Annotated in this window: 12 protein-coding genes and 1 rRNA gene; 12 read left to right on the forward strand and 1 reads right to left on the reverse strand. The window is 70.2% G+C overall.

Translation table 11 applies throughout. The features are described 5' to 3' along the window. Window positions 1-22: 22 nt before the first annotated feature. The 12 genes from rrf to ACTHL4_RS10165 all read left to right on the forward strand — a co-directional run bounded on the left by rrf (window position 23) and on the right by ACTHL4_RS10165 (window position 11,967). Window positions 23-140: ribosomal RNA gene (gene rrf / locus ACTHL4_RS10110) — 5S ribosomal RNA — on the forward strand. A gap of 827 nt (window positions 141-967) precedes the next feature. Beyond that, entirely contained in the window at window positions 968-1,780 is an 813-nt protein-coding gene (locus ACTHL4_RS10115) for a hypothetical protein (RefSeq protein ID WP_440282633.1), read from the forward strand. A gap of 219 nt (window positions 1,781-1,999) precedes the next feature. After that, window positions 2,000-2,377: a single-stranded DNA-binding protein gene (locus tag ACTHL4_RS10120; protein WP_440282634.1), complete on the forward strand. Its 378-nt coding sequence runs from the start codon at window positions 2,000-2,002 to the stop codon at window positions 2,375-2,377. A gap of 130 nt (window positions 2,378-2,507) precedes the next feature. Further along, window positions 2,508-3,575 (forward strand): HAD-IIA family hydrolase, encoded by a 1,068-nt coding sequence (locus ACTHL4_RS10125; protein WP_440282635.1) that lies wholly within the window; start codon window positions 2,508-2,510, stop codon window positions 3,573-3,575. 76 nt (window positions 3,576-3,651) lie between these two features. Then, window positions 3,652-4,365 carry a hypothetical protein gene (locus tag ACTHL4_RS10130; RefSeq protein WP_440282636.1) on the forward strand — a complete coding sequence of 238 codons (714 nt, stop codon included), beginning with the start codon at window positions 3,652-3,654 and terminating at the stop codon, window positions 4,363-4,365. A gap of 8 nt (window positions 4,366-4,373) precedes the next feature. Then, complete coding sequence (locus tag ACTHL4_RS10135) at window positions 4,374-4,880, forward strand: hypothetical protein (protein WP_440282637.1); 507 nt, start codon at window positions 4,374-4,376, stop codon at window positions 4,878-4,880. 3 nt (window positions 4,881-4,883) lie between these two features. After that, window positions 4,884-5,687 (forward strand): TlyA family RNA methyltransferase, encoded by an 804-nt coding sequence (locus ACTHL4_RS10140; protein WP_440282638.1) that lies wholly within the window; start codon window positions 4,884-4,886, stop codon window positions 5,685-5,687. Beyond that, window positions 5,684-6,589 (forward strand): NAD kinase, encoded by a 906-nt coding sequence (locus ACTHL4_RS10145; RefSeq protein WP_440282639.1) that lies wholly within the window; start codon window positions 5,684-5,686, stop codon window positions 6,587-6,589. The genes ACTHL4_RS10140 and ACTHL4_RS10145 overlap by 4 nt, the downstream gene beginning before the upstream one ends. A 98-nt stretch (window positions 6,590-6,687) precedes the next feature. Continuing rightward, window positions 6,688-8,412: a DNA repair protein RecN gene (gene recN / locus ACTHL4_RS10150; RefSeq protein WP_440282640.1), complete on the forward strand. Its 1,725-nt coding sequence runs from the start codon at window positions 6,688-6,690 to the stop codon at window positions 8,410-8,412. 36 nt (window positions 8,413-8,448) lie between these two features. Next, window positions 8,449-10,134, forward strand: coding sequence for a CTP synthase (locus ACTHL4_RS10155; RefSeq protein ID WP_440282641.1), 1,686 nt, complete (start codon window positions 8,449-8,451; stop codon window positions 10,132-10,134). A gap of 19 nt (window positions 10,135-10,153) precedes the next feature. Then, window positions 10,154-10,813 (forward strand): NUDIX domain-containing protein, encoded by a 660-nt coding sequence (locus tag ACTHL4_RS10160; RefSeq protein WP_440282642.1) that lies wholly within the window; start codon window positions 10,154-10,156, stop codon window positions 10,811-10,813. Beyond that, window positions 10,810-11,967: an aminotransferase class I/II-fold pyridoxal phosphate-dependent enzyme gene (locus ACTHL4_RS10165; RefSeq protein ID WP_440282643.1), complete on the forward strand. Its 1,158-nt coding sequence runs from the start codon at window positions 10,810-10,812 to the stop codon at window positions 11,965-11,967. The genes ACTHL4_RS10160 and ACTHL4_RS10165 overlap by 4 nt, the downstream gene beginning before the upstream one ends. Window positions 11,968-12,006: 39 nt before the next feature. Here ACTHL4_RS10165 and ACTHL4_RS10170 read toward each other — a convergent pair whose 3' ends face one another. Then, a complete protein-coding gene (locus tag ACTHL4_RS10170) occupies window positions 12,007-12,894 on the reverse strand; it encodes a patatin-like phospholipase family protein (protein ID WP_440282644.1) in 888 nt (295 codons plus the stop codon). Window position 12,895: the final 1 nt, after the last annotated feature.

Consider the following 12,895-nt stretch of genomic DNA (forward strand, 5'->3'; position numbering starts at 1 on the left):
GAGTGACCTTGTTTCACAGGGTTACGGCGGTTATAGCGAAGTGGGAAACGCCCGGTCACATCCCGAACCCGGAAGCTAAGCCCTTCAGCGCCGATGGTACTGCACTCGGTAGGGTGTGGGAGAGTAGGACACCGCCGAACATAATTTACGCAGAGGGTCGGTCACGAGCACTTCAGAGTGTTTGTGACCGGCCCTTTGTCATTTTCAGACCTTCGCCGGCAGATGGTCGACCGGCGTACGGTGAGTTGCAGCGCGAGGACCGTCGACGGCCGCGCACGGAGATCTTGAGAGTTGGTGCGTTCCGGTGACGAATGACGATGAGGGTGCTTCGGCCGCTCCGGGGGACGGCGGACAGCGGCGGGCCGGGCGGTGGGCCCGGGCGACCGGTGGTGCCGGCGAGTCGCGCGGCGGGGAATCGGAACACCGCAGCGAACAGCGTGATCGCGGCAGCGACCCGGGCGTGCGCGCACGAGGCGGCGAGCAGTCGGACCGTCGTCCGGACCGCGATGAGCGCGGGCGTGGTCCGGAGCGCGGGGACCGCTCGCGCACGGCGCCACGGCGGGACGCGCGCGATCGTGGACGGACGGGAGGCTCCGCTGACCGGCGCCGCAGCGGCCGGGGAGACGACGGGCCGACCGGCTCACGGCCGTCGCGCGCATCGCGCGGAGGTGCCCGCACAGCGGGTGGCCGGCAGGAGCGTGGGTTCACCGGTTCCGAACGTGGTCGCGGTGCTGCGGCTCCGGGTCGGCGCCGTGAGGGTGCGCGCGAGGACCGGCGCGACGACGGCCGTGACCGGGCACGCACCGCGCGTGGTGGCGAGAACGCTCGTGAGCAGCGCGGGCCTCGTGCGTGGGACCGTTCCTCGCCGTCGAACCGCTCGTCGCGCGATACCCGAGTCGAGCCGCCGCTTCCGGAGGACATCACCGGTAAGGAGCTCGACCGGTCGGTATGGCGCGAACTGCGCACCTTGACCAAGGAGAATGCCGAGGGCGTCGCCAAGCATCTGGTGGCCGCGGCGACACTGCTCGAGGAGGACTCGGACCTGGCACTTGCGCACGCCGAACACGCCGCGCGGCGGGCCGGCCGCGTGGCCGCGGTGCGGGAAGCGCTCGGCCTGGTGCATTACCGGCGGTCCGAGTTCAATGACGCCATCCGCGAGTTCCGCACTGCGAAGCGGCTCTCCGGGTCCGACCACCTGCTGCCCTACCTGGTCGACTGTGAGCGGGGGCTAGGGCGGTATGAGCGCGCACTGGACCTTGCTGCCTCGCCCGAGGCGCGGTCGCTCGGCGAATACGACAACATCGAGCTCGCGATCGTGGTTTCTGGTGTCCGTCGCGACCTCGACCAGCCCGAGGCGGCGCAGATGGTTCTGCGCATCCCGGCGCTCGAGCGTGCGTCGAAGCAGCCCTGGGCCGCGCGCCTGTTCTACGCGTATGCCGAGGCGCTCCTCGCCGGCGGGTCCCCGGACGAGGCACGGGCCTGGTTCGGGAAGGCCATCGATGCCGACGTGGAAGGTCAGACAGACGCCGCGGAACGGGTCGCCGAACTCGACGGGGTGGTCTTCATCGACGCCCTGGATCCGGAGGCGGAAGAGGAAGACGGCGCATCGGACGTCCCGATGCAGGACGCGTCGCAGGCCGGTCGATCAAGCGCCGCATCGCCTGGTCCATCTGACGTCGACGAGTCACCGGCCCGGACCGAGAAGTCGGTCACGCAACGTCGAGATCAGGCGCCGGGCCAGCTCACCTTCAACGACGGGAAGGAACAGCGCAGCGACTGACCGGTGTGGTCATGGTGCGGTCGTGTGTCCACAGCCCTGTGCGGTCGATCGGTCGATCCACAGCTACGGTGAAGCTGCTGGAGTCCCGGGTCGGCGCATCGCATCCTGATGGCGAACACACGTTCGCATACCGAGGGAGAAGCGATGACCGCGCGAACCGCACCCACCCGTGCATCCGACATGATGGCTGATGCGCGTCCCGACGATTCACGTCGCAGCATGCCGGACCCGGACGTCGTGGCGATCGCTGCCGTCAACGAGGTGCATCTGGTCGGGCGGCTCAGTGCGCCGCCGATCGTGAAGCATATGCCCAGCGGCGCGGAGGTCGTCCAGTTGCGTGTGGTGGTCCAGCGACCACCCCACCCACGGACACCGGCAAAGGGCGGCACGGCGCGGCCGCCTACGGTCGACACCATCGACATCGCTTGTTGGTCGCCCGTCGCCCGGCGTCGCGCGCTGGCTTGTTCCGGGACCGAAGTAGTCGATGTCTCGGGGGCGTTGCGACGCCGCTTCTGGCGTGGACCGTCCGGTGTGGCGAGCCGATACGAGGTGGAGGCAGCAAAGCTGCGCGTGCTCAAGAAGCCGAAGCCAGCCTGAGGCCGCCGGGACGGTGTCGACCGGGCTGCCGCGGCACCTTGCGACTCCTGCCGCGGCGCCTTGCGACTCCTGCCGAGACCGACGGGGCCGGCCGGGCCTCGGTCCCGGGTCGGACGGCATGATGGATCACGTGTCACCGACAAAGAGTCCTGCTGAGAGTCCTGCTGAGAGTCTTGCTGCGTCCTACTCCGGCTTGGTGTGCGATCTCGACGGGGTCGTCTACCGCGGCAGCCAGGCCGTTCCGCACGCCGTGGCGGAACTGACCGCGGCACGCGCCCACGGCACACGCCTGATCTTCGCGACGAACAACGCGTCACGGCCACCGTCGGCGGTGGCCGACTCACTGCGGAAGTTGGGTCTGGAGCTCGACGACGCCGACGTGCTCACCAGCTCGCTCGCCGGGGCGCGACATCTCGAAGGCGAGCTGACGCAGGGTGCTGCCGTGCTCGCCGTCGGCGGTCCCGGAGTGGCAGACGCGCTGCGCTCCGTCGGCCTGCAGCCGGTGCTGCCCGGGGAGGCGCGGGACGCCTCGATCGAAGCGGTGCTGCAGGGATACGGGCCGGATGTGACAGCCGCGCATCTCGGCGAGGCGGCATACGCGATTCAGCGTGGTGCGCGTTGGGTGGCGACCAACAACGACCTCACCTTGCCCACCGACCGCGGGATGGCGCCCGGCAACGGGTCGTTGGTGGCGGCCGTCGGTCAGGCGGTCGACGCCGATCCGATCGTCGTCGGGAAGCCCGGGCCGCTGCTCTACCAACTCGCAGCGCAAGCGCTCGGCACGGATGCCGAAGCGACGCTCGGTGTCGGCGACCGGCTCGAAACCGACACAGCGGGCGCCCACGCCGCCGGGATGGACGCCTTGCACGTGCTGACCGGTGTGCATGGGCCGGCGGATCTGGTGCGCGCCACGCCGGAGCTTCGGCCCCGGTTCGTCGGGTTGGACCTGCGGGTGCTGCACGATCCCTATGTCGAGCCGGTGCGGGCCGGCGAGGGGCGGTGGATGGTGGGCGAATCGGCGGGCGTCCTTGACGCGGAGGATGATTCGACGACGCTCCGGTTCCAACCGGCCGACGGACGCGACGACCTGCCGTGGATCCAGAGGCTGCGACTGGCGTTGCGTCTGCTGTGGGAGGCGCTGGACGCAGGACTGCTGAGCCCCGAGGAGGCCGTAGCCGCGCTTCCGCCGCAGCAGTAGCCTGCCGGAAGACGTGACCGACACGTCGCGCCGCCGCACCGGTGGCGACCCCGCGCGATCCCGAGGAGACGGCCACATGCCCATCAACAGCGTGCGCACCGCCCTGCAATTGCTGACCGGCGCCGGCGAACTGACGCGGGCCAAGGCGCTCGAAGCCGCCGGCACCCTGCTGGAGTTGCCCGGCGTCGGCGAGACCTCCGCTCGCGCGGGACAACTCGCGGAAGAACTCATCGAGGCGGCATCGGCGAACCAGGCGATGCTGCAGGATGTCGTCCGCACCGAGGTCGATCGCCGTCTGCTGCAACTCGGCCTGGCGCGCGGTAGCGACCTGGAAGCCGCCCAGCGCAAGATCGCCACACTCGAGGCGGAGGTCGCCGCATTGCGTGGCCGGACCGGCGTGGCCGGGTCGACCGGCGAGCGCGGACCCCGGCCGTCGCGAGCCGGCATCGGTACGCAGGCGACCGCGACGAAGCGACCCGCCCGCACGTCGGTTGCACAGCGCACCGCCGCCAGACCGAGCGCTCAAGAATCGGCTGCCCAGGAGGGGGTCACGAGCGCCACCGGCAAGAAGGCCGCCGCGAAGAAGACGACTCGGCAGGCCACCGGCACGAAGGCCACCGGCAAGAACGCCGCTGCGAAGAAGACGACCCGGCAGACCACCGGCAAGAAGACCGCGGCGAAGAAGACGGCCAGGTCCACCGCCCAGAGGGCCACGGCCGCGAAGACGACCGCCCAGCAGCCCGGGACACGGACGGCCGGAGCCAGGAAGACGTCCAGCGGCACGCCATAATGGCCGATGTGAGTGATGACGCGGAGCAGCAACTGCCCCAGCCCGCCGTCCCGCAGCCGCCGGCTCCGTCTCCGCAGATGTTCGCGCGGCCCGGCGCCCGGCCTGCCGGTTCGCTTCCGGCCGCCTCATCCGAGTCCCTCGCCGCCGCTGCGCCGGCGACCGACGCCGGTGCGCAGGACGACGCGGAGCGCGCCGGAGCAGCCGAGTCGCGTTTCCCGAGCACGGGCGACCCGCGGGTGGATCGGGCGCTGGCGGACCTGCCGGACCCCGCCGCGCACCACCGGTCCGCGGGCGATCGCGCGGAGCCACACGGAGACGGGCCACACGGAGACGGAGCACACGCAGACGCGCCGCACAGGGACGGGGAAGCAGACGCTGCCGAGCGGTTGCCTCGGCACGATGACAGCGGGAGCGGCATCGACCTGCCCGCTCCCGGACTGCTGGACAGGCACATCGGGGACGTCACGTCGGTGCACCGACAGTTGCAGCAGCGGCTGTCGGACCTGTCGGGCTGACTCGTGCGAGCCGACGCAGCGCTGGTCGAACGCGGTCTGGCCCGTTCGCGCGCCGTTGCCCGCGAGCTCATCGCCGCAGGTCAGGTCTCGGCCGGCGGACGCCCGGTCAGCAAACCGTCGACCTCCGTCGACGCTGCTGACCTCCGCGTCTCGGGCACCGTCGATCCGTGGGTCGGGCGGGCGGCATACAAGCTGTTGCGGGCGCTTGCGGAGTTCCCGGTGCACGTCGCCGGCGCGCGATGCATTGATGTGGGTGCCTCCACCGGTGGCTTCACGCAGGTGTTGTTGCAGTACGGCGCCCGTGAGGTCGTCGCCGTCGACGTCGGTCACGGGCAGTTGGCCGAACCCGTGCGCAGCGATCCGCGCGTCGTCGAGCGATCCGGCACCAATGTGCGAGACATCGGACCGGACGACGTAGGCGGCGCCGCCGACGGCGTGGTCGCCGACCGCAGCTTCATCTCCCTGCGGCTGGTTCTGGACCGGCTCGCCGTGCTCACCGCCGCCGACGGTGCGCTGGTCACACTGGTCAAGCCCCAGTTCGAGGTGGGCCGCGAACGACTGGCCAGAACCGGTGTCGTGTCGTCGCCGCGAGAACGGCATCGCGTCCTGCGCGACGTGCTGGCCACGGTGCCCGGCGTCGGGTTGCACGTCCACGGCCTGACGACCAGTCCCATCGCCGGCGGCACCGGCAACCGTGAGTACCTGCTGTGGGCGCGACACACGGCGGAGGGCAGGATGACCGATGTGGACGTTCACCGGGTGCTGGAGCAGCTGCTGCACGACGAACTGAAGGAAGCGCAGGTATGACGCGCCGCATCTTGCTGGTGGGCCATCCCGGCCGGCCCGAGGCGCTCGACGTGGCGGCCGAGCTGGTCCACGGTCTCACCGCGAACGGCATCGAGGTGATGGGCCGCACCGACGAACTCAACGCATTCGGCGTCCTCGGCGAGCGGGGCGTCACCGGCCACGACGCTCCGCACCCGGACGGTGCCGAGCTCGCGGTGGTCCTGGGCGGCGACGGCACGATCCTGCGCGGTGCCGAGATCGTGCGGGAGAGCGGCGTGCCGTTGTTGGGCATCAACCTCGGGCACGTCGGCTTCCTCGCCGAGGCCGAACGGGACGACATACACCACACCGTGGACAAGATCGTCGACCGCGGCTGGACGGTCGAGGAACGCGAGACCCTGGAGGTCGAGGCGTCGCTGGGTGGCGAGTCGCTGTGGACCAACTGGGCGCTCAACGAAGCATCCGTGGAGAAGGCCGCGCGCGAACGGATGCTCGAAGTGACGCTGGCGATCGACGGCCGGCCGCTGTCCACCTGGGGTTGTGACGGTGTGGTGATGGCCACGCCCACCGGCTCGACGGCCTACGCCTTCTCCGCCGGCGGCCCGATCGTCTGGCCCGGCGTGCCGGCGACGCTGGTGGTGCCCATCTCGGCGCACGCTCTCTTCGCCCGTCCTCTGGTGCTCAGCCACGACGTGCACATCGCGATCGACCTGCGCGACACCACCGACGCGCAGGCGGTCCTGTGGTGCGACGGACGGCGATCGTTCGACGTGCCGCAGGGCGCGCGCATCGAGGTACGCCGCAGTGACCGGCCCGTGCGGCTGGCACGGCTGGGCACCGGCCCCTTCACCGATCGGCTGGTCGCAAAGTTCGATCTCTCGGTCTCCGGCTGGCGCGGCACAGCCGGGCGTCCGCGCGACTGAGCACGGCCTGCCCGACGGGGCCGGACGCCTACGGCGACGTTTCGGCGGCGGAGAACTTCCTGGCGCTGACGTCGTGGCGGTGAACTAGGCTGCCCGACGTGCTGCGCGAACTGCGGATCCAGGGGCTCGGCGTCATCGACGACGCCTTGCTCGACCTGTCGCCGGGGCTGAATGTCGTCACCGGCGAGACCGGTGCGGGCAAGACCATGGTGGTGCAGGGACTCGGCCTGCTGCTCGGCGGGCGCAGCGACGCCGGCTTGGTCCGTGGTGGCGCGGACAAGGCCTACGTCGAAGGCATCGTCGAGCTGGTGACGGATCACCCCGCGGTCGTGCGCGCACGGGAGGCCGGGGCGGAGGCGGACCCGGAGGACGGCGCGGTGGGCAACACCGAGTTGATCCTGGCGAGGAGCGTCTCGGGCCAGGGCCGGTCGCGGGCACACGTCGGGGGGCGCAGCGCCCCGGTCGGTGTGCTGGGTGAACTGGGCGAACTCCTGGTGGCCGTGCACGGTCAGGCCGACCAGTGGCGGTTACAGCGACCCGAGCAGCACCGCGTGATGCTCGACGACTTCGGTGGCACACCGGTGGCGTCGGCGCTGGCGGCATACCGGCGGCTGCACCAGCAGTGGCAGGACACCGTGAGTGAGCTGACCGAGCTGACCGAACGCGCGCGGGAGCGCGCCCAGCGCCTGGACCTGCTCACCGCAGCGCTGGAAGACATCGAACGCGTCGACCCGGTGCCCGGCGAGGACACGGAGTTGAGCGCGGAATCCGAGCGCCTCACCCACGCCGACGGGCTGCGCGAGGGCGCCGGGGCCGCGCACGCGCTGCTGGCCGGCGATGACTCCGGGGATCCCGGTGACGCCCAGTCGCACGTGGTGGAGTTGGTCGCGCGAGCGCGGCAGGCCCTGGCCGGACTCGCCGACCACGACGCCGAGTTGGCGGCGCTGGATGGCCGGTTGCGCGAACTCGGTGTGCTGGCCGCCGACATCGCGGGCGACCTGGCGTCGTACCTGGCGGACCTGGAGGTCGACCCCGCCCGGCTGGAGCACGTGCAGCAGCGCCGGGCCGAGCTGACCGGCTTGCTGCGCAAGTATGGCGAGAGCATCGACGACGTCCTGGTCTGGAGCAAGAGCGCTGCGGCGGAGGCTGCCGCACTGGCCGGCTCGGACGACCGCATCCAGCAGTTGCGAGGCCGGTTGGAGGAACTGGAGCCTCAGCTCGACGCGGCGGCACAGAAACTGACCAAGGCCCGGTCGACGGCGGCCCGGAAACTGCAGAAGGCGGTGACCGAGGAGCTCGCCCACCTGGCGATGGGTTCGGCCCGGCTCACCGTCACGGTGACCAGCGATCCCGCGCACCGGGCCGCACATGGTGTCGACGAGGTGGAGATCCTGCTCGCTGCCAACGCGGGCGCCGTGCCGCGGAGCGTCGCCAAGGCTGCATCCGGCGGTGAGCTGTCCCGCGTGATGCTCGCGCTCGAGGTGGTGACGGCCACCGGCACCGTCCCGACCTTCGTCTTCGACGAGGTCGACGCCGGAGTCGGCGGCGCCGCCGCACTGGACATCGGTGCACGGCTGGCACGGCTGGCGCAGCAGGCCCAGGTGATCGTGGTCACCCACCTGGCGCAGGTGGCGGCATACGCCGATCGGCATCTGGTGGTGCACAAGTCCAGCGACGGGCACATCACCGCCAGCGGGGTGAGCGCTGTGGACGGCGAGGACCGACTGGCCGAACTCGCCCGCATGCTGGGCGGCGTCAGCGACAGCGCCGCCGCGCGCGAGCACGCACAGGAGTTGCTGGACGGCGCGCGGCGAGTCCGCTGACGGCGACGGACCATCCGTGCCCTAGACTGAGAGCCCGTGGTGCAGCAGACGAAACACATCTTCGTGACCGGAGGCGTTGCCTCTTCGCTCGGCAAGGGGCTCACCGCCTCCAGCCTCGGACATTTGCTTCGCGCTCGCGGTCTGCGGGTGACGATGCAGAAGCTGGATCCCTACATCAACGTGGATCCGGGCACCATGAACCCCTTCCAGCACGGCGAGGTGTTCGTCACCGAGGACGGCGCCGAGACCGACCTGGACATCGGCCACTACGAACGCTTCCTGGACGTCAACCTCGCCGGTGACGCGAACGTCACGACCGGCAAGGTCTACAGCGAGGTCATCGCCAAGGAACGCCGCGGCGAATACCTCGGCGACACCGTGCAGGTCATCCCGCACATCACCAACGAGATCAAGGCGCAGATGCGCGCGCAGGCCGCGTCCGACGTCGACATCATCATCACCGAGATCGGTGGCACCGTCGGTGACATCGAGTCACTGCCGTTCCTGGAGGCCGCGCGCCAGGTCCGGCAGGACGTCGGTCGCGACAACGTCTTCTTCCTGCACGTGTCGCTCGTGCCCTACCTCGCCCCGAGCGGGGAGCTGAAGACCAAGCCGACGCAACACTCGGTCGCCGCCCTGCGTCAGGTCGGCATCCAGCCGGACGCCCTGGTGCTGCGTGCCGACCGCGATCTGCCCGACGGCATCAAGCACAAGATCGCCCGCATGTGCGACGTCGACCTGGAAGCAGTCGCCGCTTGTGTGGATGCGCCGAGCATCTACGACATACCGAAGGTGCTGCACGCCGAGGGCATCGACGCCTACGTCATCCGCCGGCTCGGTATGCCGTTCCGTGACGTCGACTGGCACGACTGGGACCGGTTGCTGCAACGCGTGCACGAACCCGAGCACCAGGTCGAGGTCGCGCTGGTGGGCAAGTACATCGACCTGCCCGACGCCTACCTGTCGGTGACCGAAGCGTTGCGGTCCGGAGGGTTCCACAACGACGCCAAGGTGCGCATCCGATGGGTCGCCAGTGACGACTGCACCACGCCTGCCGGCGCTGCGAAGGCCCTGGGTGGGGTGGATGCGGTCCTGGTGCCCGGTGGGTTCGGGGTGCGTGGCATCGAGGGCAAGCTGGGTGCGCTGCGGTGGGCGCGGGAGCACCAGGTGCCCACGCTGGGCATCTGCCTGGGTCTGCAGTGCATGGTGATCGAATACGCGCGCAACGTGGCCGGCATCGACGGCGCCTCGTCCAGCGAGTTCGACCCGCAGACGCCTGCGCCGGTCATCGCCACGATGGAGGAGCAGAAGGTGTATGTCGAGGGCGCCGGCGACCTCGGCGGGACCATGCGGCTGGGCGCCTACCCGGCACGGCTCACCGAGGGCAGCGTCGTCGCCGAGACGTATGGCGCGAGCGAGGTGTCCGAGCGGCACCGGCACCGCTACGAGGTCAACAACGCCTACCGCGGTGAGCTGGAGAAGGCCGGGCTGTCCTTCAGCGGCCTGTCACCGGACGGTCAGCTGGTCGAGTTCGTGGAGTTGCCGCGGGACAAGCACCCCTACTACGTGTCGACCCAGGCGCACCCGGAGTTCCTCTCGCGTCCCAACCGGGCGCATCCGCTCGTCGCCGGACTGATCGGTGCCGCGATCGACCAGCAGCGGGCCAGCCGGCTGGTCGAGGTGGAGAAGCCGAAGACAACCGAAGCCGCTGCGGCGCAATAGTTTTCGGGAGAGGATCTGCATGACCTCAGGGCATCACCGGCTGACCGCTCCGTTGGTCGACCGACTCGATCCGCAACCGGTGACCTCGTCGTCGCTGGTCTATCAGGGGCGCGTGTGGGACGTGGTCTCCGAGGACGTGCAGCTCGGCGACGGAGGTCACGTCACCCGTGACTTCGTGCGACACACCGGGGCCGTCGCGGTCGTTCCGCTGCGCGGTGACGCGGGAGCCGAGGAGGTGCTGATGATCCAGCAGTACCGCCATCCGGTCGGTGTCTTCGACTGGGAGGTGCCGGCCGGCCTGCTCGACAAGCCGGGGGAGGACCCCCGTGACGCCGCGGCCCGTGAACTGCGCGAGGAGGTCGACCTCGACGCGTCGACCTGGCACGTGCTGGTCGACCTGTTCACCTCGCCGGGAGCGCTGTCGGAGAACCTGCGGGTCTTCCTGGCCCGCGACGTGCACGCCGCCCCGGCTCACGACTTCGTCCGCGAGGGTGAGGAACTCGGGATGCCGACGGGCTGGGTGTCCCTCGATGCGGCGGCCGACGCGGTCCTCGCCGGCAGGGTGCACAACAGCATCGCGGTTGCCGCCATACTCGGTGCATCCGCTGCCCGGCAACGGAACTGGGAGTCGCTGCGCCCGGCGGACGCGCCGTGGCCGTACCACCCGGCATACCGATGAGAGTCCGGCCGTCGACCCGCAGCGCGGTGGAGCCCTTCCATGTGATGGAGGTCGTCCGGGCTGCGGCCGCGCGGCAGCGCAGTCACGGCGACATGATCCTGTTGTGCGTCGGGCAGCCCTCGACGCCCGCACCCCGGGCGGCCCTCGACGCGGTGCACACCGTGCTCGAGTCCGATGCGCTGGGTTACACCGAGGGTGACGGCATCCCGTTGCTGCGCGAGACGATCGCGGCGCACTACCGGGCGACCTACGACGTGGACGTCGCCCCGGACGAGGTGCTGATCAGCACCGGATCCTCCGGCGGGTTCAGCACCGTGCTGCTCGCCGCCTTCGACGCCGGTCAGCGAGTGGCGATGGCGCGGCCGGGTTACCCGGCCTACCGGAACACCTTGCACGCGTTGGGACTTCAGCCGGTCGAGATCGACTGTGGATCCGAGACACGCTTCCAACTGGCGGTCGAACAGCTCGAGCGCGAGCATGCCGAAACGCCGCTGCACGGGGTGATCGTGGCCAGCCCGGCGAACCCGACCGGCACGATCATCGAACCCGACCAGCTGGCAGCCATCGCGGACTGGTGCACCGCCCACGACGTGCTGTTGTTGTCCGACGAGATCTATCACGGCATCTCGTACACCGCGTCCGCCCGCAGCGCCCGGGAGTTCAGCCGGGAAGCGGTCGTGCTCGGCTCGGCCAGCAAGTTCTGGTCGATGACCGGGTGGCGCGTCGGCTGGAACCTGTTGCCCGTGCAACTCCGCCGCCCGGTCGACGTGCTGCAGACCAACTTGGCGATCTGTGCCCCGGCGGTGTCGCAATACGCTGCGGTTGCTGCGTTCTCACCCGAGGCGACCGCTGAACTCACTCGTCACGTCGAGCGGTATGCCGTCAATCGGGACCTGCTGCTGCGGCGATTGCCGGAGCTGGGCATCCACTCCTTCGCACCGCCCGACGGTGCGTTCTACGCCTATTGCGACGTGTCGCACCTGACCGACGACACGACGCGGTGGTGCGCCGAGGTGCTGGACCGCACCGGCGTGGCGATCGCGCCGGGCGTCGACTTCGACCCGGTCAATGGACACCGGTGCATCCGGCTCAGCTTCTGCGGCACCACTGACGCACTCGACGAGGCGATCGACCGCCTCGTCGCGATCGTCTAGCCAAGGGGCCGGCAGCGCCGCACCGAGCCGGCCGACTGCTCAGGCCAGGCCGAGGAATTCCTGTATGGCGGGCAGCTCGCGCTGCGCCTGGTCGTATCCGGCGCGGTACATGGCTTCCAGCACGGGTAGGCGACGCTCGCCGTTGCTGACCGGGGCGATCTGTGGCGCGAAAACGTAGGCTTTGCCCGCCTTTTCGAGCTCGAAGAGCTCCTCCCGGGTCCGGTTGTAGCGGTCCGCCCGGGTGGTCATCGCGTCGGCCACCGCTGGATAGCGACGGTAGTACTGCCGGACGAAGCGCAGGTGGTTCTGTGGCTCCTTGACGTAGTCGCGCTCCTGGGTCAGGACCACGAAGAATTTCTCGAAACCGTCGGACTGCGCGGCGTCCAGCGCGATGCCACCCGAGGTGCCGAGCGCTCCGTCGACGTACAGATGGCCGTCGAGCCTGACCCCGGGCATCAGCACCGGCATCGACGCGGACGCCTGCACGCGCGCGAGCAGGTCCGGCAGCGTCTTCATGTCGTCGCGGCCCCAGTAGACGGTCTCGCCCGTGGTGGCGTCGAACGCGCCGATCTTCCACTCCATCGGCGACTCGACATACGCCTGCCAGTCGAACGGCAGCACGTTGTCCGGCAGCCCGGACTCCTGGTAGATGAACTGGGAGTTGAAGATGCCCTTGCCGCGGACGAACGTGCGCCATCCGCCGAAGTCGCGCTCCTGCGCGAAGGTGGTGAACGAGGCGTGAGCTCGCCACGCGTCCCGGGTCACGAAGTTGGACGCATTGGTCGCGCCGGCCGAGATGCCGACCACCCACGGCAACCGGATACCGGCTTCGATGAGAGCGACGATCAGGCCGGCGGAGTGCGCGCCGCGCATGGCACCGCCCTCGATGACGAGGGCGGTGTCGGTGACGAGAGGTTGATCCGTCACC

Source organism: Flexivirga sp. (genome assembly GCF_051955415.1).
Lineage (GTDB): Bacteria > Actinomycetota > Actinomycetes > Actinomycetales > Dermatophilaceae > Flexivirga.